The following is a 24,451-nucleotide window of genomic DNA, read 5'->3' on the forward strand; positions in this document are numbered from 1 at the left end:
ATGGATGGACGGTCGCGACTTCAGAAGTTCCCCTCGTCGGTGAGGTCGACGGTGAGGTCAGCGCCCTCGTCGGGGCGCAGCAGCGCGAGAGTACCGAGCGCCGCGGACAGAACCTCGTCATCCAGGTCGGCAGTCCCGGCCGGGGGTAGAGGGGCGGGCGGCCTGCTCGTCGCGGACGGCCATGGGCAGCATGGCGGCAGCCTGCGACCGGTAGTCCTCCAGGCCCTGGGCGTACGTCCCGGCCGCGGTGATCCAGCCGTACCGGGCGGAGTGCAGGCGGCCGGCCCGGAACGTGTAGCCGGTCAGCCGACCGCGCTCGGTACGCTCGGCCTGGAATGCCTCGGCGTGCGGGTACGTGCGTTCCACGCGGGCGCGGGCCTGGTCCTCGGTCAGCTCGTCCGGCTGCGGGCGGTCGCACAGGCCGCACAGGCGGGTGTTGGGCACGCCGTCGACCACCTCGTCCACCTCTATGACCACGTACACGCAGCACTCCCGGCACGGCACGTCCACGCGGCGCACGCGCCGGCGGAACTCCAGCCGGTCTTCGAGCGTGAAGCGGAGCGGCCCGGCGCTGATGCCGTCCAGGACCAGCCACACGTGAGCGTTGGTGGTCTTGTCCACCTGGAGACCCTTGACCTCCATCGCCTGGCCGTCGACCACTACCAGGTCGCCGTCCTTGGCGTGGCAGGCCAGGCCGCGGGGGCGCGGCGGGTGGTAGAAGACGGCCGTGGTGTCGCGCATGGTCAGCTCCTCGCGGCTGCCGCGTGCGGGGCGGCAGCTCCCCGGCCACACCCACATGACGCCCTGCTGGCGGTCGTGCTGGGCGAGCTTGCCGGAGGGCAGCAGGGGCGCGGTGTGGTCGTCGTAGCCGCACAAGCCGGTCGGGCCGTCGTACTCGGCCGGGCCGTGGAACGGCACGGCCAGGCGGCTGCGCACCTCGACGGCGGCGGCCTGGGTCACCCGGCCGTCCGTGCCCGTGTACGCCTCGGCACGCAGGACGGCGCGGCGTCCCTGGACCTTCCAATCCTGGTCGACCTGCTCGGCGACCTCCATCACCTGGGTGACCGGCACGCCCAGTTCGCCGGCGATCTCGGCGACCTCCACGGGCCACGCCTGGGCCACGGCGTCCTTGGCGGCGTCCAGGTCGTGGTGGAACCCGACCTTGCCGTCGCGGCGCTCAGCGTAGGGGGCCCAGGCGGCGTAGCGGCCGCGGCGCATGCGGGCGCCCTCATCGTGGACGGTGCCCAGGAAGGTGCCGCCGCGGACGACGGCCCAGCGGGCGGCGCCGTCCGACTCCAGGCGCACTGTGTCCGGGTCCAGGGCGGCGGCCATGCACTCCAGAACCTCGGTGGGCTCGGCGGTCACCACGGCGATGTGCTCAGCCATGGGGGCGTCGTCCAGGCCGGTGCGGCGGGCGAGGAGGGCGGCCTGGTCAGCCTGCCACCGGTACTCGCTGCCGTCGCCCTGGCTGATGATGTTGCGGACGGACACCCAGTGGTAGTGGGCGCGGGCGCCGTGGCCGGTGCGGAACGTCCAGGCGATACGCTCGCCGTCCGGCAGGTCGACCGGCTGGAAGGCGTGGGCGGTGGCGTGGCTGGCCAGGACGAGCGTCCGGGCAGACCTCGGTCACCAGCTCCTGACGGCGCGCCTGGTCGTCCTGGTCGGCGCGGTGAAGGACGTGGGGGGCGACCAGGTCGGCACCGCCGTCGTCCCAGCGCACGGCCTGGTAGGCGTAGGGGGCGGCGCCGTCCGCCACGCCGAACGTGGTGCCGGTGCGCTCGGTGTCCTTGGCGCGCATGACCACCCGGGTGCCGTCCGTGTAGTAGGTCAACTCCGGGTCGAACATGGTCGCGGTCGTGACGGTGTCGGCATCCAGGGGGCGCACGCGCCGCTCGATGTCGGCGACCTTGGCGGCCTGGTCGTCCTCCGCTGGGGCTGCCGGGGTCTGCTCGGCGGCGCCGGCGGCGGGGGCCTCGGTCTCGGCCGGCGGCTCGGTAGCCAGGACCTCCACGGCGCGCTTGCAGGGGCCGCACGCCTTGCGGTCGGCGGCCTCCTGGGCGGTCAGCTCCCGGGACACCAGTCGACCGCAGCCGATGGTGTGGGAGTGGAACGTGTCCTTGCGGACGTAGTGCACGGCCTTGCCATTGCCGACCTGGGCTGGGGCGGTGGTGATCGCGGACATGACGCGGTTCTCCTGGTGGGTAGTGAAAGCAAAGGGGTGCAGGGCGCGCATGGTTCCTGTGGCGCGCGGGCCAGAAGCGCTGCGGCGAGGCGCCCTCGGGCGACCCCCTAGGCCACGCGCGCCCCGCCGTTTCGGTGTACGGGGTCAGTCGGTGAGGTCGACGGCGAGGTCCGCGCCTTCGTCGGGGCGCAGCAGCCCGGCGAGAGTGCCGAGCGCGGCGGACAGGACATCGTCGTCCAGGTCGACGGTCGCAAGCCCGCCCTCGTCCTCGTGCTTGTTCTCGTCTTCGTGCAGCTCCACGTCGTGGAGGCGGTAGTCGGCATGGCCCATGCCCAGCTTGGAGTCAGAGGCCGCGAAGACGGCATGCGTGTAGCGGGGGCCGTCGGTCGGCGTGAGCAAGCGGACCCGGCGGGCGATCGTGTCGCGCAGGGCGGCTTCCTCGGCCTCGGCGACGGTCTCCCGCAGCTCGGTCAGCATCACCGGGCCCACGGCGTCCAGGAGTGCCCGCAGGGCGGTCTTGCGGGCCCGTGCGCGGGCGTAGTCGGTGGCAACCTGGGCGCAGCACTGCGCGCGCCAGCACACGCAGCGGTGGCAGTCGAGACAGTTCTGGGCCCGGTCGCAGCCGCACCGGCAGTCGAAGGGGCGGCAGTGGGCACCGTGTTCCGTCTTCGGTGCGGCGGGGATGGCGGCCAGGGAGCGGGATATCTCGGTGAAGTCGCGGTTCTCGTCCACGAGATCTGCGGCCAGAACCTGGCCATCATCGCGGAGCTCCCCCGCAAGGTCATCGCAGGTCTGGCGGCGGACCACGAGGGCGTACGCCTCGACCTGCGCACCGACGAGCAGCGGCCCAGGACCCGGGACCTCCGGAGTGCCGCCGGGGGTGGGGGTTTTATCGGGTGAGGACATGGTCTGTATCCGTTCGGGTAGTGACCCCGCGGGCAGGCCGGGCCCACCCACGGGGCGAGTGCGGGGGCCAGGGTCTGGCCGTTTACGGCGGGGTGGGTCAGGTCGATGACCTCTGGCCGTCCAGCGGGGCCGGTGTGGGCCGGGACAAGGCCGCCTGTAACCCGTCCAGCCGCGCGTACAAGGTGCCTTCGGTCACGACGAGCTGCTCCGGGTGGCGTTGGATGGCTGCACGCCCTTCAGCACGGCAAGTTCCCGCTGTACCGCGGTCAACTTGGCCAGGTACTCGGCGGCCTGCATCTTCCAGTCCGCTGGCACGTCCGGCCGCGGAAGGACCCGGCCGGTCATGAAGCGGTCCCAGCCTTCCAGCGCGTACTCCAGGTCCCGGATACGAGCCCGCAGCCCGTCCGGGTCACGGTCCTGCCGTAGTTCGGCTACCTCGTCCTTGAGACGCCGTACGTCGCCGGCAGTGCGCAGCTTCTGGCGTTCCTTGCCCTTGTCGAAGCCGCGGCCAAAGGCGGCACGGCGTTCCTCGCGGGGGCACCCCTGGATCCACGGCGCCAGGTGCGCGGCCGCGTCCCAGTGTTCCTGGGCGCGTTCGGGGTCTTCCTGCTCGAGCTCGGCCAGGGGCCGGTAGTCGTACTGGCGGGCCAGCTGGTCGGCCAGGCGCTCCAGTTGGGACGGCAGGGTGATGTCGTCCTCGGTAGGATGGCCGGTGGCAGAGGCGATCCGGTCTGCCTTCTGCTGGAGGGACTCCGGGAGCCGCTCGGCGTTGACCGGGTCGTCCGGCAGGCTGTCCTGCAATTCCTGCCTCCTCTGTTCATCCATCACGACTCCTCCACGCTGTCATTGATGCGTTCGATGGAGAGACCGAGCAGTTGAGGGTTGATGGTGAAACTGCGGCCGTCCGAGGTGCGAACGGTGAAGCCCAGGCTGCGGTTGCCTGCGCTGGACCACTGCCAGGCGTCGACGACTTCGGCTCCGAAAGGTGACGCGGACCTTGGTGCTCTTGCGGGGGAGCGCGCGGGTCCTGGCCTCTTCGTCGCTGAGCGCGTGCAGGGGGCGCCGCTTCGGAGCGTGCAACGGTGACCTGGGTGGGGCGCAGACTCGGCACAGGAGTCTTAGAGGGCTTCTCGAAACCGAGTGTGGAGCTGGGGGTTCCGTACGGGTGTGCTGTTCAGGTGATTGTGGCCGCGTGGGGGCATGAAGGCAGGGCCTCTCGGTAGCACAGAGGGTGTCTACGCCACTGCTCACCGGGAGGCCCTGTTGCCGCAGTTGTATCGGTCTGCTGTGAAAGAGTCCATTCCGGACACACGGACGTGCGACTGCTTCGCCCACACGTACGGGAACGCGGCGGACAATGCGTCCGGCGGGCACTGCTATCCGACCGACATGAGGGACGCGGAGTGGGCCGCGGTCCGCGAAATGGTTCCGGTGCCGGCGTGGAGCGAGGGGCGGGGCGGCCGGCCGGAGGAGTACTGCCACCGGGACATACTCGACGCGATCAGGTATGTGGTGGACAACGGCGTGAAGTGGCCTGCGCTGCCTGTGGATTACCCGCCGTGGAAGGCGGTGCATCGGTTCTTCACCCGCTGGCGGAAGCAGGGGCTGATCGGCGAGTTCCACGACCGGCTCCGTGCCGCGACCCGTGAAGCGCAGGGCCGGGATGCGGAGCCGACGGCGGGGGTGATCGACTCGCAGTCCGCGAAGGGCACGTCGACGGTCGAGGCCGCGACCAGCGGCTATGACGGCGGGAAGAAAATCAAGGGCCGTAAGCGGCACATCGTGGTGGACACCCTCGGCCTGATCCTGGCGGCCATGGTCACCCCCGCCTCGACAGGGGACCGGGACGCCGCCCAGGACCTCCTGGCCCGGGCAGCCAGGCAGCATCACCGGCTTCGGCGCGTGTGGGCGGACAGCGGATACACCGGCATGCTGGTGGGCTGGTGCGCGACTGCTTTGAACCTGATGCTGACCGTCATCCGCCGCAGCGACGACCGGAAAGGCTTCGTCGTGCTGCCCAAACGGTGGATCGTCGAGCGGACCTTGTGCGCCACGAGGCGCTCTGTTTGTATCCCCGGCTCAGCCGGGAGGAACTCGGAAGGAGGTTCCTGGGCCGGATGACTTACCTGGATCCGAAAAGTGAAGGGGACAACAGCATGTCAGAAAACCAGTGACCGGGCTCAGTTGTCAGAGACGGTGTGCTGGGCGGCCCGCGCGATATGGCGAAGACTGGATTGTTTGAAGCCCAATCTCCAGAAGATGCAAGTTCCCATCCGCCGGAAAGACGACTGAAACCGGCGCCGTGCTCTGCCCTGGATTCGAAGGTTGTCTGGGGCACTTCCGGAGCTCGGAGCGATGTCCAACGAGGACATCCAAGGAGATGAGTGGGACGCCTAAGTCGCGCTAGAACGTACAGACAGAGACGAACGTGGGATCGCCTACGGGACGCGAGTCCTATGGCGACGGAGGCCCCGTAGTAGTCGCCGGAGTCACGACCGGCCAGGGAGGGCGGGAAAGCCGTCCACATCGGGCGAAGGGGGCCAGGTGACTCGGACACCACAGAATCGTGAGGTATGCGAAATGCAGAGCGCCAAAACGGTGCTGGGTGTCCTGCGTGAACGCGGCAGACGTGGTCTGCCGTGCAAGGAGCTGTATCGGCAACTGTTCAATCCGCAGTTGTATCTGCTGGCCTACGGGCGGATCTACGCCAATCACGGCGCGATGACGCCCGGGGTCACACCGGAAACCGTGGATGGCATGTCCCAGCGGAAGATCGACCGGATCATCGAGGTGATGCGCCACGAGCGCTACCGCTTCCGTCCGGTCCGGCGTGTCCATATCCCGAAGAAAAACGGGAAGACGCGTCCGTTGGGGCTGCCGACCTGGTCGGATAAGCTCGTCGGGGAAGTGATCCGCCTGTTGTTAGAGGCGTTTTACGAGCCGATATTCTCCGACCGCTCCCATGGATTTCGTCCGCGCCGTGGCTGCCACACCGCATTGCGGGAGGTGGACCACACCTGGACCGGGACGTCCTGGTTCATCGAAGGGGACATCGCCGACTGCTTCGGCAGCCTGGACCACCAGGTCCTGTTGTCGATCCTCGGCGAAAAGATCCATGACCAGCGGTTTCTGCGGCTGGTGCGCAACATGCTCAAGGCCGGATACCTGGAGGACTGGAAGTGGGGTGCCACGCTCTCCGGAGCGCCGCAAGGCGGAGTGGCCTCCCCGGTCCTGTCCAACATCTACCTGCACAAGCTGGACGAGTTCGTCGAGACAGTCCTTGTTCCGGAGTACACCCGAGGGAAGCGCCGGGCCCGAAACCCGGCCTATCTGGAGTTGCAGAATCTGCTGGCGAAAGCCCGCCGACGCGGCGACCGGGTCCAGGCCCGTGCACTGCGTCAGCGGATGGTCAGCCTGCCGAGTGCGGATCCGAACGATCCGGAATATCGCAGGCTGCGCTACATACGCTATGCGGACGATCATCTCCTTGGTTTCACCGGACCGAAAGCCGAGGCCGAGCAGATCAAGCAGTGCCTGGCCCAGTTCCTGCGTGACGAACTCAGGCTGGAACTGTCCCAGGGAAAGACGCTGATCACTCATGCCCGCACCGGGGCAGCAAGGTTTCTCGGCTATGAGATCACGACCCAGCACAACGACACGAAGAAGACAGGACGTTACCGTCGGGTCAACGGCCAGATCGCTCTCCGTGTCCCACGGGACGTGATCAAAGCCAAGTGTGCCCCCTATCTTGACCGCGGAGAACCCGCGAAGAGGACGGCCCTGATCAACAGCACCGATCACGCGATCGTGGCGACCTTCGGGACCGTCTACCGGGGCACTGTCCAGTACTACCTGCTCGCCGGAGATGTCTTCCGGCTGCACCGGCTGCAATGGGCCATGGAAACCTCGATGCTCAAGACCCTCGCAGCCAAGCACCGCTCATCAGTGTCGAAGATGGCCGCCAAGCACAAGACCAGAATCGACACCCCCAACGGGCCCCGAATCTGCTTCGAGGCCCGAATCGAGCGGAAGAACAGGAAACCGCTGGTGGCACGGTTCGGTGGAATTCCTCTCCAACGGCAGCGAGCGGCAGAACAGGGCTTGATCAAGTTCCGTAGGTGTCTGGTTCGGTTGTGATGCCCAGGATGTGGAGTGCTCGTTCGGGTTCGTTTCGAATCGCTCGGGTGGTTTTGGCGATGTTGTCGGATCCCAGGGCTTGATCAAGTTCCGTAGGTGTCTGGTTCGGTTGTGATGCCCAGGATGTGGAGTGCTCGTTCGGGTTCGTTTCGAATCGCTCGGGTGGTTTTGGCGATGTTGTCGGATCCGAGGGTCTTCAGGACGCCGATGGCGAGGTTGCGGAGGGTTGCCATGGCGCGGGGTGCGGTGCCGGTGTGGACGGTGGAGGCGTCTTCGGCGAAGGTGACGTCCCTGATGTGGTGTGAGGAGTTCTCGATCCCCCAGTGCCCGCGGATCGCGGTGGCAAGGCCGGCGGGGCCGGTCTGGTGGGCGTCGAGGCTGGTGACGGCGTAGAGGCTCTCCCGGGTCTCGCGCTGGCCGGTTTGCTTGCGGCGGCGGTGGACACGGATGGCCAGGCGGCCGTGGGGGAAGGAGATCCCGCCGAGTTCGTCCGGGACGGCGCAGGTCTTGATCGAGCGGGACTCGCGCCTGCCGTGCCCGGTGGTGGAGGCGGTGTGCTGGACGGGAATATCGCGCCACGGCAGGTCCGCGAGCTGGCTGTGGGCGGTCGGCTGGTTGGTCTTGATCACGGCGATGTAGTGGGCCTTCTTCGTCTCGACCAGCCAGGAGACGTTCGCCTTGACCGAGTGCAGCGCGTCGAAGGTGACGACGGTGCCGGCCAGGTCCAGCGGTGCCAGGAGCGGTTGGAAATGTGTGGTTTCGTTCGTCTTCGCGCCCACTTCCACCTGCGCGAGGGTGACGACCGGGGCGTGGGTGACCGCGGAGAGCAGATGCCGGCGCTTCGCGGTCAGACGGGCTGATCCCTTGAGTGTCTTGCCGTCGACAGCGATCACACACGGCCGCCCGGACGCCGAGGGCGATGGCCTGTGGGCCGGCTCGGTGGCGACGCGGTGCCGGTCGGCGAGGTAGGCGCCCACCGCCCGGTCCAGGGCGTCACCGTCAACGGTCCCCAGCACCCGGCCGATCGTGGCCGGTGACGGAGTGCGTCGCCAGCCGAGCAGGTGACGCCGGATCCCGATCACTACCAGGAGTGCGTTCGAGGCGCGCTGGCCCCACTCGGCGAGTTCCTCGATGCTCCTCGCTCCCGACACGGCCGCACAGGCGCACACCAGCAAGATCGCGGTCAGTGAGTACCAACGGCCCCGCCGCGAGCGCGGATCGGGCACCGCATCGAGGTAGGAACGCAGATCGGCGACCTGACCGGCGTCCAGCGGACCCAGCCTCATCAGCACGGCAGGGACCGGAGAAGATATTGCAGCAGGCACGGGCCACCTCGTGATCATCGGGCGTAGGAACCACAATGATCACGAAACCCGTGCCTGCCCTGCTATCCACCCCAACCGACGACAGCCCGGCCAACCCTCACCACCCCGGAACTTGCAGCCGCCCTGGTCGGATCCGAGGGTCTTCAGGACGCCGATGGCGAGGTTGCGGAGGGTTGCCATGGCGCGGGGTGCGGTGCCGGTGTGGACGGTGGAGGCGTCTTCGGCGAAGGTGACGTCCCTGATGTGGTGTGAGGAGTTCTCGATCCCCCAGTGCCCGCGGATCGCGGTGGCAAGGCCGGCGGGGCCGGTCTGGTGGGCGTCGAGGCTGGTGACGGCGTAGAGGCTCTCCCGGGTCTCGCGCTGGCCGGTTTGCTTGCGGCGGCGGTGGACACGGATGGCCAGGCGGCCGTGGGGGAAGGAGATCCCGCCGAGTTCGTCCGGGACGGCGCAGGTCTTGATCGAGCGGGACTCGCGCCTGCCGTGCCCGGTGGTGGAGGCGGTGTGCTGGACGGGAATATCGCGCCACGGCAGGTCCGCGAGCTGGCTGTGGGCGGTCGGCTGGTTGGTCTTGATCACGGCGATGTAGTGGGCCTTCTTCGTCTCGACCAGCCAGGAGACGTTCGCCTTGACCGAGTGCAGCGCGTCGAAGGTGACGACGGTGCCGGCCAGGTCCAGCGGTGCCAGGAGCGGTTGGAAATGTGTGGTTTCGTTCGTCTTCGCGCCCACTTCCACCTGCGCGAGGGTGACGACCGGGGCGTGGGTGACCGCGGAGAGCAGATGCCGGCGCTTCGCGGTCAGACGGGCTGATCCCTTGAGTGTCTTGCCGTCGACAGCGATCACACACGGCCGCCCGGACGCCGAGGGCGATGGCCTGTGGGCCGGCTCGGTGGCGACGCGGTGCCGGTCGGCGAGGTAGGCGCCCACCGCCCGGTCCAGGGCGTCACCGTCAACGGTCCCCAGCACCCGGCCGATCGTGGCCGGTGACGGAGTGCGTCGCCAGCCGAGCAGGTGACGCCGGATCCCGATCACTACCAGGAGTGCGTTCGAGGCGCGCTGGCCCCACTCGGCGAGTTCCTCGATGCTCCTCGCTCCCGACACGGCCGCACAGGCGCACACCAGCAAGATCGCGGTCAGTGAGTACCAACGGCCCCGCCGCGAGCGCGGATCGGGCACCGCATCGAGGTAGGAACGCAGATCGGCGACCTGACCGGCGTCCAGCGGACCCAGCCTCATCAGCACGGCAGGGACCGGAGAAGATATGGCAGCAGGCACGGGCCACCTCGTGATCATCGGGCGTAGGAACCACAATGATCACGAAACCCGTGCCTGCCCTGCTATCCACCCCAACCGACGACAGCCCGGCCAACCCTCACCACCCCGGAACTTGCAGCCGCCCTGGCGGCAGAACTCGCCGATCGCGAGCCGGTTCGGGTGGACTATCCGCAGAAGGAACTCATCGCGAGACTCCTGGCGGACACCTGCGAGATCTGCGGAAGCAAGGGCAACGTACAAGTGCACCACGTCCGCGCTCTCGCCGACCTCGCACATGCCGGATGGCAGCCTTCCGACTGGGCGCGCGTCATGCTTCACCGGCGACGCAAAACCGTCGTGGCCTGCGACACCTGCCACGACCGTATCCACTCAGAACGGCCAGCCAGACCACTCACGCAGTAGTCACTGGAGAGCCGGATGACCGGGAAACCGTCATGTCCGGTTCGGCGGGAGGCCGCGCGGAACAGGACTCGCCCTCACGGCGAGCACCTCACCGCGCGGCCGACCCAACCGCCTGGCTCACCCGTTCCCGGCGTCTCGCCCGCGACTACGAACGGCTGCCCGCGTCGTCGGAGGCGATGATCCTGTGGTCAATGACCATGGTCATGACCCGCCGTCTCGGCCGTCGCCGCAGACGAACCGGCCCGGTGCCGGCTCGTGCGCCCATCCCCGCGCAACGAGCCGCTTGAGCTTGCACCGCACACCCTCGGTCTTCGCCGGAACCACCTCCAGCCCCAACAAGGCAGTGATCTCACGGCAGTTCAGTGGCTGACCGCCAGTGGCACGGCGATCGGCCAGCAGGTCCATGACCTGCTGATACTCCGGCGCCAGTACCTCGGCCGACAGTCCCTCCCGCCAGGGAGGAACAACCGACCCGGGCCTCGCCGCCGTCGGCGCCGTGGCTTCGTTCCCGCCCGGCGTCCTCCCTACCTCGCCCTCCTGGCCTGCGGATTCACCCAGGTCGTCCCACACCTCGCCGACCCGCCTACGGGCGACCAACCACTCGTCCCACTCCGACTGCGCCGCCTCCAGCTCGGCCTGCAACTCCTCCACCCGCTTCCGGGCCGCCCGCTCCCGCTCCTCCAGCCGCCCCAGCACCGACGCCATCACGCACCTCCAGCACGCCACCTCAACGGACGCACCGGACCTACCTCACCCACCGCCGGACTATGCCTGACCAGCACAAACCAAGCCCCACACTCGGTTTCGAGAAGCCCTCTTACAGCGGCAGGCGGGGTCCTGCACCTTCTAGGACTTGCGGCAGCGCGAGCGGTACCAGACCAGCGGCGTGGTCTCGGGAAGCTGGGAGGTCATCGCTGGTCTTCCTTCGGCTGCGGGTCGGTGATCGGTGCGAGGTAGCCGTGCATCCGCCGTACGTACTTGATGCTGTGCTCGTCCCACCGGTGCCTGACCGCGACCTCCTGGAGGGTGCGGTCGTCCCAACCGATGAGGATCGCCCACAGGTAGGCGTCGATCCGGTCGACTGTCCAGTCGCGGTGATCCAGGAAGTCGGCCGACGTCCGCATCATGTTGCGGACCGCGGCGATGGCGCTGGATACGCCGCCGAGGGTCTGCCGGTGCCAGTCCCAGGCCTTGAACATGGCCTGCGCGGCGTCGTAGGTCTCCGCACGGTCGTGCTCGGTGTCTTCGACGGCCTCGTACAGCTCGCGCAGGCTGTCCTCGGTGTGCTCCTCCAGCGGGAGCCGGCCGAGCTTCTCAGCGAGCGAGACAGGGGCCTCGAGCTGGCCCGTGGCGAGCAGGAGATGTTCCTCCCACAGGGGGCGCAGGAGACCGCCGTACGTCTGCGGGCGGGACATCCACTCGCATGCGCAGGCCACCATCCACCGTCCGTTGGACAGGTCCACGGTGCGGGGCAGGTGCGCGGTGACGGCATCGAGGTGCTCGGGGCAGATGCTGCCCGTGGCGGGCCCGCGGGTTACCTGCCGCCATCCCTCCCCTGACCACTCGGGGCGGGCCGGCTGGCCGCCGGTGAGCGTGGCGAAGTGGTCGTACTGCTTCAGGCAGCCCCGTGTCAGGCAGGTGCGCAGGCCCATCGTGATGTGCAGACCAGCGAGTTCGCGCCGCAGGTCGACGAGTTCCTCCGGAGTGATCGTGTCTGCGGTCGGCTGATCGGTCACGCGCTGGTCCTTTCGCAGGTGGGGTGGCGGTGGGCGGCGGTGCCGATGGCGTGCGGGTAGTCGTAGAGGCCGGGCATGGGCTTCCACGTCTCGCCATGCGCCCCGCATGTTTGCAGCGCCAGCGTTCGCCGCCGTCGATCTCCTCGAGGTCGAACGTCCCTCCGTATCGAGGCTGGTGCTTCAGTCGGCTCCCGGAGCAGAGCCAGGGAACTCGCGCACGACGGAGACCAGGAGCGGCACGAGGGTGTCGAACGGGCCAGCTGCGTGCTGTTTCCCGTGCGGGGAGGCACTGTGGAAAAGAGCAACAGGGGCCTCCGGCAGGGTTCCGGACTCGCCGCACTTGGGGCACGCCCAGGTCCAGCCGACGACGGGAGCGTGGACGATCTGGCCGTCCTGGATGATCCAGTCGAAGCGGTCGGCCAGCCTGTGCTCGTCGGAGGCGACGGAATCGGCGTCGAACAGCTCGTCGGGCACGGTGAGTTCAGGCATCGGTGGGCTCCTCTCGGCTGGTAGTGGGCCCCGGCAGCGCCGGGGCATCGAATGACGAGCTTTCGATGGAGGGCTCGGCACCCGTCAGCCGGACAACCTCCAGGACGTGGGCCTCGATGTCGGCGCGGGCCTGGGCGACGACCTGCTCGCCGGCCTCCACGAGTGAGTCGACGGTGAACTGGGCGTTGCTGCCCGCACCGGCGACGGCGTTCTCCAGTGCGTTGAGTGCCTCCTTGGTGGCTCTCACGCCCTTCTTCTCGTGGATCGCCTCGTGCAGTGCCGCCGTGGCGGCCTTGACACGGGCGTACATCCGGTCGGTGACCTCGCGGACCTCCCGCAGGCTCTCGGCGGTGCGGGGCTGATGAGGGATCTCGGGCACGAAGGCGTCGTGCTCGGTACACCGGATGGTCACCGGCACGCCGCTGCCGAGCCCCACGGAGGACACGAGCGAGCCCCACTGCGCGAGGCTCATCTCGATCTCCACGAGCTCTCGGCCTGGATGAACCCAGTCGTGGTTGAGGTCGCGTTTGCGCGTGGCCTGGTGGACCGAGAGCGAGATGGTCTCGTTGTGGAGCAGGTCGGACTGGAACAGCGAACGACCTCCGCCGCTCCTCCGTGTCACGACCGCGACGCCGAAGGCGGGGTGGATCTCATCGCCCTGCGCTGCGTCAATCACTGGGTCCTGGACAGGACGGCGGCTCATGACTGCACCGCCTCAGTCGTCGGGTGGCTGCTCCGCCGTCGCGGACGGCCGCGCGCGCGGAAGCCGCGCACGTCGGCGTCGTACATTTCCACCTCGTACGAACGGCCGCCGCAGAGCTTCTCGGCCCAGTAGTGCACGTCGATGCTCGGCGCGCCGTCGGAGTAGTGGCTCTGCCAGGTGGTGATGTCCCAGGACCAGATGCGCGTGCCGGGCTTCTGGATCCGCAGATGGCGGTAGAGGCCGTCATCGTGGAGCACCACGAGCTGGTGCTCGGCGGTTTCGCGCAGGAAGTCCGCGTAGGCGTGGGCGTAGGGGTTGGTCGGCTTGGTCATGATGAGTGTGCTGCGCTTTCTCTGACGTGCGGTGGGATGTTGTGGGGAGGCGGCGAGCACGACGGCATGACGAAGCCGGGGCTCAGCTGACCGGCACGCTCTGCTTCTCCTGGGCCGGGAGCGTGGCGAGGACGGCGTCGGCCACTTCCTTCGCGGGGGTGTCGAGCGGCATCTCGCGCTTGTACCCGTGGCCCCATGAGAAGCCCTGGAACTCCGCGGTGTCGGTGAGCGTGGTCGCCTCGATGGGATACGAGCCGTCCGGGGGCCAGGCGTTCACAGTGGCGCTGTGAAACTGGCAGCCGCCGCACCATGCCCGCCGGCGCAGCGGCTGGGTACTCGTCGTCGGGGCGCCGGATTTCGACGAGGTGGACCGGGCGCTCGGTGCTGTCTGCGGGCGCCAGGTGCGGGAGAGGGGCGTCAACGGTCGTCATCCAGGGGTTCCAGGACGTCGGCCGCCGTGATGTCGCCCCGGATCAGCAGGAGGGCGACAGCGTGGGCCCGGTCGTGCGTGCCGGTCTTCTTGTAGATGCGCCGCAGGTGGGTCTTGATCGTGTCCTCGGAGAGGAACAGGTCCACGCCGGACTTCGCGTTGGACATGCCGCGCGCCACGCGGACGATGACCTGCTTCTCGCGGCCGGTGAGCGGGTGCGTCAGCGAGGGCGGGAGCATCCCCAGGTCGCGCAGGTGGCCGCGCCTGCCCCGGTGGAACGCCGCCTCCAAGTGGGGCATGACGGCCCGCAGGTAGGTGGCGACGACGTTGCGCTGCGACAGCCAGGCCGCCCGCGTCTTCTCTGTGGCGTCGGCCAGGTCGTGGGTCAGTTCCTCGCGCCAGGTCGGGGGGCGCGTCTCGGTGGGTTGGGCTAAGGACATATCAGCGCTCCTTGCGCTTACGGAACTTCGAGAATTGCTGGCCGCGCGGGCATCGAGTCGGCCAGGGCTTGGGCCGCCTCGGGGCGGCAGTTGGGACAAGGGCGTTTCGTCTGGTGGGTGACGGGCTGGCTGTCCCGGGTACGGTCGGCTGTCGGCGCCGCGCTCGGGCTCCTGCTCGACGGTGTCGATCCAGCCCGCCACGCACGGAGGCTCGTGCGTGCACCTGCACTCGGCCCACGGGTACGGTTCCCGGCTAGGAGCGTGTCTCAGTAACCGGCAACCCGCCTGCGGTTCGTGATTATTCATACGGGATGATCACGGTATGCGTGGTGGCGAGGGGCTGTTCGAGGTCGAGCCGGTCGGGAAGAAGCGGCCGCAGGGTCAGCTGGCGGCGGTGGACAAGACGTTTCGGCCCTTCGATCCGCATCAGGTCCTGCTGCTGCCGCCGTCGCTGGACGACTGGCTGCCCGAGGGCCACCTGGCCCGGTTCGTCGCCGACCTGGTCGATGAGGTGCTCGACCTCGGACCGGTCCTGGCGGACTACACCGAAAAGCGCGGCTACCCGCCCTACGATCCGCGGCTGATGGTACGACTGCTGATCTACGGCTACACCACCGGCGTCCGCTCCTCCCGGGCGATCGAGCGCCGCCTGGCCGACGATGTCGCGTTCCGGTTCCTGGCCGCCGGCCAGGAACCGGACTTCCGCTCGATCGCCCGCTTCCGCCGCCGCCACCTCGACGCGCTGGCCGGTCTGTTCACCCAGTCCCTGCACCTCGCACAGACACTCGGCATGGTCAAGATGGGACGCGTCGCGCTGGACGGCACGAAACTGGAGGCCAGCGCCTCCAAACACAAGGCGATGAGCTACGGCCGCCTGGTCGACAAGGAAGAGCGGATAGAGGCCGAGATCGCCGCTCTGGAAGCGAAGGCCCACGCCCTGCTGACCGACGCCGAGGCCGCCGACGAAGCCGAGGACGACACCTTCGGCGTGGACGGCAAGGAGGCGGACCTGCCCGCCGAGCTGGACCGGCGTGAGAAACGCCTGGCGAAGCTGCAGGCCGCCCGCGCGCAGATCGAGGCCGAGGCCGCCGCCAAGGCCCGCGCCCACGCCGAGGACAAGGAACGCCGCCGTCAGGAACGTGCCGCCAGCAGCGACGAGCAGGCCGTCACCGACGCCGGGGAAGCGGCCGCCGCCAAGGCCCGTCCCAAGCCCAAAGCCCAGGCCAACTTCACCGACCCCGACTCGCGGATCATGAAGAACAGCGACGGCGCCTACATCCAGGCCTACAACGCCCAGGCCGTCGTCGACGAAGAACACCAGGTCATCACCGCCGCCGACGTGACGACCAACCCCTCCGACGCACTGAACTACACCACGATGCTCGACCAGTCCGCCCACAACACCGGCATCCACCCCAAGCAGGCCCTGGTCGACGCCGGGTACTGCTCCGAGACCAACCTCGAAGCCGCGAACGAGCGCCAACTGGCCTGCGGCACCGACACCTTCATGGCCACCGGCCGACTCGCCCACGACGAGCAGGTCCCGCCCGCTCCACGCGGACGCATCCCCAAGGACGCCACGCTGAAGGAGCGCATGGCCCGCAAACTGCGGACCAAACCCGGCCGGAAGGCATACAGCCGCCGCAAAGCCATCGTCGAACCTGTCTTCGGACAGGTCATGACCTGCCAGAACGGCCGCCAGCTCCTCCTGCGTGGCGAGGACGGCGCCCGCGGTGAGTGGCGACTGCTCGCCGCCTGCCACAACCTCCGCAAGATCTTCCGACACTCCGGGCTCGCCGCCCAGGCCGGCTGACCAGCCAGGCCCCCGGCCCACGCCACAGGCCCTACCAGCCGAACAACAGCCGGGAAGGACCCAACCACGGCCTCACAGGTGCACACGAAACGGCCGCGACCGATCCCATCGATCACGGCCAGCGAGCCCCTTGCTCGTTACCGAGACACGCTCCTAGCCGAAGTGGTGCTCTGCGGGCGGTGGGGCCGCTGGAGGCCGGGAGCCGGGGACGTAGTCGGGGGTCACTCACGGGTCGTCAGCCGTGCGCGGCTGCCGCTCGAACGTCGGCGGCCCTTCCAGCTCTCACTGCAAGGTGCCGAGCGTCACGGGCTTGCCCGCCTCGGCGAGGACCTTGAGGGCGCGGGTGATGCGCGGTTCGAAGCACGCAACGCCTTCGGCTTCAGGAATCGACGAGCCAACCAGCGCCTGCGCTCACGCTGTGCGACCACTCGTCGCAGCCGACGGGAGGCGCACCCCCACTATCGGTATCCGGCGGCGGGGCAGCGCGAAGCTGGTGCGCGTGCCGGTGCGTGGCCGGAGTCCGGGCGCGCCTCAGCCGGGGCTAGACAGGGGCCGAGGCCGGTTTCACACCTCCTCGGCGTCCCAGGCCGTACGCGATGCGGAACGGATCGGGCATGTCCCAGGACCCATCGGTACTGGGGTGCACGACGCCAGCAGCAGTGAGCTCTTCGAGGAGGTCGTGGTAGCGGGCTAGGTGCCGCATGCCGCCGGGGTACGGGTCCGCCGTGCGGGAGCCGAGACGTCGAAGACGGTCTGGCAGGCACGCGTGGTCCCACTGGGCGATGACCTGGTCGGATTCGATCGGCAGCTGCTGCCCGGCCAGCGGAGCGAGTGCCGCCCGCACCCATGGCATGGCCTGCTCGACTTCTGCGGCGCGGGCACGCGCTCCCTCCGGCACGCCCCGGCGGATGTCCCGGTGGTGAAGGGCGCGCGGGTGGTCGGGGTGATCGTCCAGGGCGTGGCGCACGGCCTGCCTCAGTGCGATGAGGAACGGGCGCGGGCTGATTCCGCCGACACCGTCCTGGAGATGCGTGAGCATGAACCGGTACGTGGAGCCCTTGCGGGCGGTCGCGCCCATGTACGGGTCCGCGATCACGGTGAAGAGGCGTTCCTGTCGCGCCCATGTACGGGTCCGCGATCACGGTGAAGAGGCGTTCCTGCGCGGCGGGATCGGAGGTCAGTTGCTCGGGCGCGCTGAAGCGACCGTCGGGGGTGAGCCTCCAGCCCGGGGTCAGAGAACGGAAGGCGGCGGCAACTTCACTGGGGTGGTTCGCCAGGAGCTGGAAGAACAGCCCGTAGAGGTGCGTTCCGGTCACCTGGCCCCAGTGGTCCGGCGTGCTCCAGTTCAAGTCGGTCGTACGCAGAGCACGTCGGGCCTCGGACCTGAGCGCCCACAGGGCCGCGTCGAGGGTGTCGGGGCGTAGGAAGACCTTCGCCCTCACGCGCGGCCCGAGGCGGGCCAGGTCGGCAGCGAGCTGGAGGACTCCGGAGGCGAGGCGGTCCGTAATGCGCTGATCGGGGTGGAGACGGTCCAAGCTGTCGAAGACAACCAGATGAGTGTGGCCCTGCGAGTTCAGGTCGGCCACGGCCTGGCGCAGGGCGTCGGGGTTACGCAGCAACCACTGCGCGCGGTCGCGCCAGCTGGGCAGGTGTGTGAGGTCGCAGACGCCCAGGGCGGTCAGGGCGGTCAGGGCGACAGCGGTCCACACCATCACGGGGCGGATTCCTTCGCCGATCAGTGCCTCCAGCTCCGGCGCGGCCGGATAGCCGTCGCTGTCTCCTGCGGCCCCTGGGGCGGAGATCACCCGGGTATCCTCCAGGCGCGGCATCTTCAGGTCATAGGCGGCTGCCGCACGGAGGTCAGGGTCGGTCAGGACCCGGGCCCACAACGTCTTGCCGACTCCGGGACCGCCTCGGACCACGCTGCTGTCGATGAACAGCGCGGGGCGGCAGCCGGGCGTGTAGAACATGGAGGCCGGCAGTGTGGCGGCGTCGCGGGTCAGCGCTGTGGTGAGCGCGTCATGTATGAGCGTGCGCAACTGGCCGGGGGTGGGGAGCGTCATCACAGGGTCTTCCTTCCAGTAGGAGCGTGCAGCACGCGGGCGTGGTGGTCGCCAGCGGGCGATCAGTCGAAATCCGTCTCGGACAGCCATTGGGAGCAGCCCTCCCGCAAGAACCAGCCGCGCACGTTGGCGTCGTCAACCTGGGGTGCGGCATCCCGTGTCGGTCGCGGGTGCGTTGTGACGTCAGTCGTCGTTGGTGGCGGGCGGGATCGGTACGACTGTTTCGCCGCCTTGGTCGACCCATATGCGCCGGGCCCGGTCTGCTCCGTTTCCACAGCTGCGGCATACAGGGCGTCCGGGGTCACGTGGAGAGTGGTCATGGGCGCGGACATGCGTCGGGGTGGTGGTCACTGGCACACCGGCGCCGGTTTTCCCGTCCCTGATGGCCCGATTTCGGCGGATTCTCCGGCGCCGGCTGGTGGCTCGCCCTGAAGCTCCGGGTCATCCCATACCACCTACTCGTGCCGGAAGGTGCCCTTGTTGGTGGGCTCCCTGGTCGCTTCCGGTAGCCGAACTCCTCCACCGGCGGCCTGGGGGTCTCGTATCCGGCCTCTTCGAGGGGTGGTTGAGCTGGTTGACCAAGTGCTGCAGATTATGGGTCGTGCGAGCGCTGTCAGTCCTCGCTCTCGTCTTCGCCGGCCTTGCCGATCTCTTCGACGATGTACGCCGAGAGGAACTTGCTCGACAGCGGGTCGAGGCCGTACCGCTCTGACCAGCGCTTGAGGTACTCGACGGGCTCAGCGTTGCCGGGTTCGTCACGCACCTTGCCGATGGCCTCGGCGATCCACTTGAGGGTGTCCGTGCCGGGCCACTCCGGCGAGGTGCCCAGGCCGAGCGCGATCGCGTCGACCACATCGGTGTCAGTGAGGGGCGCGCTGGCCCCGCGGCTGTTCGCGTGGGAGAGCGGCTGCTCGTAGTCCGGGATGAAGCCCATGGCGAGGATCACGCTCTCGGGCAGCTTGTAGGCGTCCCAGATCGCTTGGGTCACGTTCGTGGGGGTGTCGCCGTTGGAGAGCCCGCCGGAGATATAGAGCCTGTAGTCGGCGACCGTGAGGAATGTCGTCTCACGGGAGTCGAGGGCCATTTCGAGGTTGTTGATGATGACGAGCCCGGCGCGCCGGGCGTACTCGATGAGCACTGCGCCGTTCTCGTCGAAGAGGTCGGACTCGTCGTCCAGATCCGGTAGCAGCTCCTCCAGCTCAGTTCCGGGCTCGTCGAAGGTGAAGAGCGAGGGATCTTCGATCTTCTCGAGCAGCTGACGGCCTCGGTCGAAGTTCGGCGGTTCGGTGCTTCCGGCCGGGAACGCGATGGTGGCGGTGAGCATGCTCGCGCCCATGATGATCTGCTCCTTCAGGATGGAAGAATTAGTGGGTCGAATCAGTCCTGGATCCAGCGGAGGACGTCGTCGACGTCCTGGTCGCAGCTGGCCTTGATCGCCTGGCGCGGGGTCGCGCCGGGGTTCTCGAGGTAGTGCAGCGCGGCGCTGTCGATGAGGTTGGCCGCGTCACGTACCTGCTCGTTCTCGGGCGCGAGATCGCTCACGTCGTTGGCGGCGCGGCTCATGGCGTCGCTGATGCGCTCCTGGAAGAAGGCGGCCTTCGCGCCGGTGGAGCCGTCGAGGCCCTTCGCTGAGGATCGTGCGGGTCGTGCGGCTGGCTCACCGGTCCTCCCCCGCGGTGTCGCCGGTAGTGCGCGACGGCGCATCGGCGTGCGCCACGGGGGAGACGTCCGGGTACGCCGCCTCCGTCTCGGTGACGTCGGTCCAGCCGTCGTGCTTCCAGTTCTCGGGGCTCATTCCGTGCACGGTCGCGGTTCCGTCTTGGCGGGCGAGGTAGCCGACCGCGTGGACCTGGCCGTTGTGGGGCGCGGGGGCTACGGCGAGGCACTGGAACATCCAGCGTCCGCGCTGATAGGTGCGCTCCGGCTGGAAGAAGTCGGGAGCGGCCGGGGCCTCCGGCGCGTCCTGGCTGTTCGGGCCCGGCACATACGGGATCTCTCCGCCGAGCCGAGTGGCGACTTCATCGACCGAAGCCAGTTCACTGATCTGCTCTACCAGCGTTCCAATCTCATCCGGCTCACCCGTCAACGCGAGTTCTCCGAGGTCCTCCAGCTTGGTCACCAGGTCATACGACGGCTCCTGGCGCAGCGCCAGGGCGAGAGCAACGAACGTTGCCGCCCGGCACTGGGCGTTGGCCGTCTTCAGCGCGGCGATTCGCTGGGTGAGGTCCTGACTCTGTGCCGGGCCTCGACTGAATCGAGCCCGCAGCCGCTCCAGCTCGGCGATCTCGCCCGGTGCGAGCCAGGCCGCGACCTTCCGGCGCGTCTCTGGGTCGAAGCACAGCGCCACGGGCCGCCCGTCGACCGCGCCGACCGTGAAGACCGGCTCTTCCTCCGAGGCGGGCTCCATGGCGACGTCGTACCGCGACACGACCAGCGGTTCGTGCTCTGGGCGGCTTCCCTTCTCCTTGGCCATGGCCTGGACGATCACCCGGCAACGGCGCCACGCGTCGGCATAGGAACCGGCGTTGAACGTGCCCTTCAACTCGTCGGGCAGCTTCATCGCGGCGAACTGCTCGTCGACCTCGCGCAGGACCGAGACGCGATCGAGGCGGCGCAGCGCGGCAACGATAATCTCGGTCGACGGCATGCCGGTGTCGACGAACTCAACATCGGGGTCCATGTAGGCGGCAGCCCACACCGACCAACCCCTCGCGGTGCCGACCTCGCGGATCTTCACGGACCACTCGCGCAGCAACTCTGCGTCGGAAGCCGCCACCAGCGCTTCGGACGTCTGGGGGGCGGCGTCGTGCCGCTCGGCCCACTGTCGGAGGATCCCGATGAGTGTGTCGCGGGCGCTCACTGGGTCTTACCTCCCTCGGCTTCGTCGAGGATGAGCGCGGCGGCCTGTTTGGCGGACAGCAGTCCGTTCCGCTCGGACACGGCGCGGCGGATCCGCTCGGCCTCGGCCGTGTGGCCATGGGCGTCGAGCAGCTCGGCGGCGTGCGTGCCGTGCATGCCCCGCCGGGTCTTGGTGGCGTCGAGGATGAGGCGGACGGCTGGGTTGCCGTCGATCCGGGCCTGGTTCCATGCGGCGGAACGTCCTTGGTGCACCTGGGAGTTGCGGGCGCGGGTGCCGCCGTGGCTCCTGCACAGTTCGCCGGCCGCCGAGCCGCAGTCCGGGCAGGCGACGGCGAGCGGCGGCAGGTTCTCACGCTGCCAGTCGTTCGGGGTCAGGTCGGTCATCAGGAATCCTTCGGAGTGCAGTAGGGGGCGCCGGGGCAGGGGCCGAAGCCGTTGTGCTGCGAGCACTGGAGCTGTGACGGATTCGGGCCGCCGTCCTCGGCGGGGTCGATCAGTTCCGAGGCCCTGCGCATTCCGACCTCGTACTCCTCGCGCTCGTAACGGCCGAACGAGTCGCGACGGCTCCAGGAGTCGTCCGCGTATCTCTTGCGCCGGCGCGCGAGACGCCAGCGGTAGAGGGGGCTCGGCACACGGTTGGACTTCCGCCGGTTGTGCCGGCGGCAGAGCATCTGGCCGTTCCACAGTTCAGTCGCCCCGCCGCGGCTCCAGGGGTGTATGTGATCGGCCTCAGTTCCCGGTGCCGGGCACCGGAACCAGAGGGGCGGCTTGTGCTCGCACCGGCCGTTGGCCTGGCGGATGAGCTGCTGCTTCTGGGGCCAGCTGAAGAGCCGGGTGGGATCACGCCAACGCCGCTTACGGCCAACGCCGATGGCGAGACACAGGACACCGAGCGCAGCGACGGCCAGGCAGGCGAGCAGCACAGTCGGATCTGGCTGCATAGCGCTCAGTGCAGGTCGTTGCCGAAGGAGATCAGCTCACGCCTGGTCACCCGGAACAGATCCTCGGAGTCGATGGCCGTGACGAGACTGACCTTGCCGAGGCAAAGGTTGGCCCTTCGGGGCTCACGATGCTCTGCGCCGGGGCGGGGCTCGGAGACGATGCGGTACTCGGGCATGGTCGAAGGCTGCTTTCTGTACAGGAACGCGTGAGCCGGACAGCGAACCGCCGAGGAGACTGGAGTGGCGCCTCGGCGGTTCAGATGGGGGCGTCCTCAGAAGTCGATGGAGTACTTCGGGGGACGGCGCAGGATCACCGCGGCGGCACGCAGGTCCTTCTCGTCGTCGGGCGACCTGTCGTCCTCGTCACGGAGGTCGGTGAGCGTGAAGGCACCATCCGGGAGCTGGTAGCCGTCCTCGGACGGGACGGCGTCGCGCATGCGGAACTGCAGCCCGATGCCGGTGTCCCAGTCGTTGATGGTCTGCAGGCTGTCGCTGTTGAACAGATCGACACGACCGTCGAAGACGTCGGTGTCGCCGTTCTTCCAGGTGATGTGGGCCTCGATCCGCGAGCCGGCGTGCTCGCTGCGCTTGATATTCAGGTCACCGATCACCTCGGCGAACGACTCTCCCAGACGCAGCTCGAAGGCGATCGCCCGCAGGTGGTCGAAGTTGATGTCGTACTTCCGGGAGAAGTCGACGATCTCGGCCACTTGCTTCTCGGCTACTCCGGGCACCTGGTCGCGCAGGTAGGTGGCCACCGTCTCGGGCTCGGGGTAGGCGAAGCGCATGTGGTAGTGGAAGCGGCCGGGGCGGTTGAGCATGTAGTCGTTGACGCGGTGCAGCTCGTTGACCGACAGGACGTAGAGGCGCTTCGTCGTGCTCAGCCCGTCGAACAGACTCAGGAACTGGTTCTGCGACTCGTCGTCCTCGTTGGAGAAGATCTTCTCGAACTCGTCGAAGACGACGACGACTTCGCCCAGCTCGTCGAGGAAGGCTGCCAGCCCCGGTGTGTCGTGGTGTACGAGCACGGTGGGCAGGTGGTGCTCCTCGCGCATCCGCTCGGCGAGCAGGCGGAGCATGAGGCTCTTACCCATGCCCTTGTCGCCGGAGAGGATGACGCCGAGCGAGCGGTCCATGGCGGAGTAGCCGGTGACGATCCTCCGTACACGGGAGGCGTGGCTGCCATAGACGGTCTCTCCGGCGCATGCCAGCGGCTCCGTCTGGCGCAGGCTGTAGCCGGTCGTCTGAGAGAAGGCGATCGTGTAGGTGGCCACGGGCAGGTCAGCGAAGGTCTGCACGGAGTCCCCGTAGAGGCGGAACTCCCCGCCGGAGGCGACGATCGTGGATGCGGGCATGAAGACTTCTCGCTTTCGCGGGAGTTGAGTGGATGGAGATGGCGGCGGACCAGCGGATCGGAAGCCCCCTGTTGTCCGAGGGCAATAGGGAGGTGCCCCAGGGAGTTGTGCAGCTCCGCGATGCGACCCTGGTGAGCGCCGAGTGCGACGACGACGAAACTCTGGGAGCGGCGGAACAAGCCGCCTCGCGTGAGGGTGTGTATTCCGCCGGAGAAGAAGCCGCGCCGACCGGGACCTTGCCGTCGTCGTCGAGGTGTGCCGACAGGCTGAGGATCTGGTCGCTCAGCCGCTGGACGGTGCCGTCGGTGAAGTAGTTCTTCATGAAGTAGGAGCGGTCGATCACGAGGTAGACGGCGGCGCGGTCGCCGAGGCCGCCGCTTTTGCGGAGGCTGCTGCGCGCCGCTCGTGGGACATGGCGGCGCGGGTCTTCTTGCGCTGGGCCCGTTGCGGGCGTGCGGGGCGGTGCTTGGCTCAGTGGGTCAAAAGCTCGTCGAGGAAGCTGTCGATATCGACGGTTTCAGACTCCCGGCCTGCGGGGACGACCTCGAAGGTCTTGGCGAGCCATGCCTTCACGGAAGCTGCCGGCCCTTCAAGGCAGGCGTATCCGCCGGGGGATTCCAGTTCGATGCTGAAGCAGCGGTTTCGGTGAGGACCGATCGGAGTGATCTTCACGTCCCCGATGCCAGCGGGTGTGATGAGGCCCTGGTCGAGCAGTTCCCGGGCGAACGTCCACCGGACCACCTCGTCGGGCGTGACGTCAAAGGAGAACTGCACCGCGTACGGGTCGGAGTCCGTGTAGTACAGCCGCACGGGGACGAAGACACGCGCGTCCGGGTCGGCCACGAGCGTCATGCGGATCTTCAGTTCCAGGCCGGGAAAGTCCATGGGTGGATTCCTGTTCTTCGGCGGGAAAGCGTGGTGGAGGCGGGAGGCAAGGCCCGGCGCTGCTCAAACACCGCCGTTCCGCCTAGCTAGGTCGCTGTGCGGGAGGGGGACATGGCGGGTGCGGCTTGCTGCGCCTGGCGTTCTGCCAGGGCGTTGATGGCGAAGAGGACCTCGCCCTGGA

Annotated in this window: 26 protein-coding genes and 1 pseudogene; 4 read left to right on the forward strand and 23 right to left on the reverse strand. The window is 68.5% G+C overall.

All coding sequences use genetic code 11. The annotated features are described in order from the left end of the window. Window positions 1–117 precede the first annotated feature (117 nt). The 4 genes from OHB41_RS08525 to OHB41_RS08540 form a co-directional block, all read right to left on the reverse strand. The gene (locus OHB41_RS08525) at window positions 118–1,491 is read right to left on the reverse strand and encodes a hypothetical protein (RefSeq protein WP_266697327.1); all 1,374 of its coding nucleotides are present in this window, start codon (window positions 1,489–1,491) and stop codon (window positions 118–120) included. Beyond that, entirely contained in the window at window positions 1,433–2,182 is a 750-nt protein-coding gene (locus OHB41_RS08530) for a hypothetical protein (RefSeq protein ID WP_266697328.1), read from the reverse strand. The genes OHB41_RS08525 and OHB41_RS08530 overlap by 59 nt, the downstream gene beginning before the upstream one ends. A 144-nt stretch (window positions 2,183–2,326) precedes the next feature. Then, on the reverse strand, window positions 2,327–3,088 hold the full coding sequence (locus OHB41_RS08535) for a hypothetical protein (RefSeq protein ID WP_146064927.1): 762 nt from the start codon (window positions 3,086–3,088) through the stop codon (window positions 2,327–2,329). Between the two features lie 192 nt (window positions 3,089–3,280). Then, window positions 3,281–3,913, reverse strand: a complete 633-nt coding sequence (locus tag OHB41_RS08540; RefSeq protein WP_146064926.1) for a hypothetical protein — start codon at window positions 3,911–3,913, stop codon at window positions 3,281–3,283. A 564-nt stretch (window positions 3,914–4,477) separates the two neighbouring features. On the opposite strand from OHB41_RS08540, the gene OHB41_RS08545 reads away from it, so the two are divergent. Continuing rightward, window positions 4,478–5,209 (forward strand): IS5 family transposase, encoded by a 732-nt coding sequence (locus OHB41_RS08545; protein WP_266697329.1) that lies wholly within the window; start codon window positions 4,478–4,480, stop codon window positions 5,207–5,209. Window positions 5,210–5,668: 459 nt separating this feature from the next. Continuing rightward, a pseudogene (locus OHB41_RS08550) lies at window positions 5,669–7,183 on the forward strand (reverse transcriptase/maturase family protein); the annotation flags it as partial. A 125-nt stretch (window positions 7,184–7,308) separates the two neighbouring features. Here OHB41_RS08550 and OHB41_RS08555 read toward each other — a convergent pair. Both OHB41_RS08555 and OHB41_RS08560 read right to left on the reverse strand, forming a co-directional pair. Then, on the reverse strand, window positions 7,309–8,511 hold the full coding sequence (locus OHB41_RS08555) for an ISAs1 family transposase (RefSeq protein ID WP_266705556.1): 1,203 nt from the start codon (window positions 8,509–8,511) through the stop codon (window positions 7,309–7,311). 78 nt (window positions 8,512–8,589) lie between these two features. Continuing rightward, window positions 8,590–9,783, reverse strand: coding sequence for an ISAs1 family transposase (locus OHB41_RS08560; protein WP_266705554.1), 1,194 nt, complete (start codon window positions 9,781–9,783; stop codon window positions 8,590–8,592). Window positions 9,784–9,981: 198 nt separating this feature from the next. On the opposite strand from OHB41_RS08560, the gene OHB41_RS52015 reads away from it, so the two are divergent. Next, window positions 9,982–10,224: an HNH endonuclease gene (locus OHB41_RS52015; RefSeq protein WP_323138364.1), complete on the forward strand. Its 243-nt coding sequence runs from the start codon at window positions 9,982–9,984 to the stop codon at window positions 10,222–10,224. Between the two features lie 201 nt (window positions 10,225–10,425). Here OHB41_RS52015 and OHB41_RS08565 read toward each other — a convergent pair whose 3' ends face one another. From OHB41_RS08565 to OHB41_RS52580, 7 genes are all read right to left on the reverse strand, one after another. Then, window positions 10,426–10,929, reverse strand: a complete 504-nt coding sequence (locus OHB41_RS08565) for a hypothetical protein (protein ID WP_266697331.1) — start codon at window positions 10,927–10,929, stop codon at window positions 10,426–10,428. Between the two features lie 203 nt (window positions 10,930–11,132). Next, on the reverse strand, window positions 11,133–11,960 hold the full coding sequence (locus OHB41_RS08570) for a hypothetical protein (protein WP_266697332.1): 828 nt from the start codon (window positions 11,958–11,960) through the stop codon (window positions 11,133–11,135). Between the two features lie 180 nt (window positions 11,961–12,140). Further along, window positions 12,141–12,449 carry a hypothetical protein gene (locus OHB41_RS08575; RefSeq protein ID WP_103544030.1) on the reverse strand — a complete coding sequence of 103 codons (309 nt, stop codon included), beginning with the start codon at window positions 12,447–12,449 and terminating at the stop codon, window positions 12,141–12,143. After that, window positions 12,442–13,125, reverse strand: coding sequence for a hypothetical protein (locus OHB41_RS08580; protein ID WP_266697333.1), 684 nt, complete (start codon window positions 13,123–13,125; stop codon window positions 12,442–12,444). The genes OHB41_RS08575 and OHB41_RS08580 overlap by 8 nt, the downstream gene beginning before the upstream one ends. A 23-nt stretch (window positions 13,126–13,148) precedes the next feature. Next, complete coding sequence (locus tag OHB41_RS08585) at window positions 13,149–13,484, reverse strand: hypothetical protein (RefSeq protein WP_103544028.1); 336 nt, start codon at window positions 13,482–13,484, stop codon at window positions 13,149–13,151. Between the two features lie 82 nt (window positions 13,485–13,566). Next, complete coding sequence (locus OHB41_RS08590; protein WP_103544027.1) at window positions 13,567–13,761, reverse strand: hypothetical protein; 195 nt, start codon at window positions 13,759–13,761, stop codon at window positions 13,567–13,569. Between the two features lie 140 nt (window positions 13,762–13,901). Beyond that, the gene (locus tag OHB41_RS52580) at window positions 13,902–14,354 is read right to left on the reverse strand and encodes a helix-turn-helix domain-containing protein (RefSeq protein ID WP_526024900.1); all 453 of its coding nucleotides are present in this window, start codon (window positions 14,352–14,354) and stop codon (window positions 13,902–13,904) included. 394 nt (window positions 14,355–14,748) lie between these two features. Between OHB41_RS52580 and OHB41_RS08600 the strand changes: the two genes are divergently transcribed. Then, entirely contained in the window at window positions 14,749–16,167 is a 1,419-nt protein-coding gene (locus OHB41_RS08600; RefSeq protein WP_526025027.1) for an IS1182 family transposase, read from the forward strand. 541 nt (window positions 16,168–16,708) lie between these two features. Here OHB41_RS08600 and OHB41_RS08605 read toward each other — a convergent pair. The 10 genes from OHB41_RS08605 to OHB41_RS08655 all read right to left on the reverse strand — a co-directional run bounded on the left by OHB41_RS08605 (window position 16,709) and on the right by OHB41_RS08655 (window position 24,270). Then, the gene (locus tag OHB41_RS08605; protein ID WP_266697334.1) at window positions 16,709–17,263 is read right to left on the reverse strand and encodes a hypothetical protein; all 555 of its coding nucleotides are present in this window, start codon (window positions 17,261–17,263) and stop codon (window positions 16,709–16,711) included. 1,580 nt (window positions 17,264–18,843) lie between these two features. Continuing rightward, on the reverse strand, window positions 18,844–19,566 hold the full coding sequence (locus OHB41_RS08610) for a hypothetical protein (protein ID WP_103544025.1): 723 nt from the start codon (window positions 19,564–19,566) through the stop codon (window positions 18,844–18,846). 41 nt (window positions 19,567–19,607) lie between these two features. Further along, window positions 19,608–19,793 (reverse strand): hypothetical protein, encoded by a 186-nt coding sequence (locus OHB41_RS08615; RefSeq protein ID WP_103544024.1) that lies wholly within the window; start codon window positions 19,791–19,793, stop codon window positions 19,608–19,610. A gap of 94 nt (window positions 19,794–19,887) precedes the next feature. After that, window positions 19,888–21,090, reverse strand: a complete 1,203-nt coding sequence (locus OHB41_RS08620) for a hypothetical protein (RefSeq protein WP_266697335.1) — start codon at window positions 21,088–21,090, stop codon at window positions 19,888–19,890. Next, window positions 21,087–21,473 (reverse strand): zinc finger domain-containing protein, encoded by a 387-nt coding sequence (locus OHB41_RS08625; RefSeq protein ID WP_200698712.1) that lies wholly within the window; start codon window positions 21,471–21,473, stop codon window positions 21,087–21,089. Before OHB41_RS08625 ends, OHB41_RS08620 begins: the two co-directional genes overlap by 4 nt. Further along, window positions 21,473–22,030 carry an HNH endonuclease gene (locus OHB41_RS08630; protein WP_103544022.1) on the reverse strand — a complete coding sequence of 186 codons (558 nt, stop codon included), beginning with the start codon at window positions 22,028–22,030 and terminating at the stop codon, window positions 21,473–21,475. Before OHB41_RS08630 ends, OHB41_RS08625 begins: the two co-directional genes overlap by 1 nt. A gap of 5 nt (window positions 22,031–22,035) precedes the next feature. Then, the gene (locus OHB41_RS08635; protein ID WP_181007495.1) at window positions 22,036–22,206 is read right to left on the reverse strand and encodes a hypothetical protein; all 171 of its coding nucleotides are present in this window, start codon (window positions 22,204–22,206) and stop codon (window positions 22,036–22,038) included. Window positions 22,207–22,302: 96 nt separating this feature from the next. Further along, entirely contained in the window at window positions 22,303–23,385 is a 1,083-nt protein-coding gene (locus tag OHB41_RS08640; protein WP_103544021.1) for an AAA family ATPase, read from the reverse strand. Beyond that, on the reverse strand, window positions 23,312–23,707 hold the full coding sequence (locus OHB41_RS52585; RefSeq protein WP_078507328.1) for a vWA domain-containing protein: 396 nt from the start codon (window positions 23,705–23,707) through the stop codon (window positions 23,312–23,314). The genes OHB41_RS08640 and OHB41_RS52585 overlap by 74 nt, the downstream gene beginning before the upstream one ends. 149 nt (window positions 23,708–23,856) lie before the next feature. Further along, window positions 23,857–24,270 carry an SsgA family sporulation/cell division regulator gene (locus OHB41_RS08655; RefSeq protein WP_200698713.1) on the reverse strand — a complete coding sequence of 138 codons (414 nt, stop codon included), beginning with the start codon at window positions 24,268–24,270 and terminating at the stop codon, window positions 23,857–23,859. Between the last annotated feature and the right edge of the window lie 181 nt (window positions 24,271–24,451).

It is taken from the genome of Streptomyces sp. NBC_01571 (assembly GCF_026339875.1).
GTDB lineage: Bacteria > Actinomycetota > Actinomycetes > Streptomycetales > Streptomycetaceae > Streptomyces.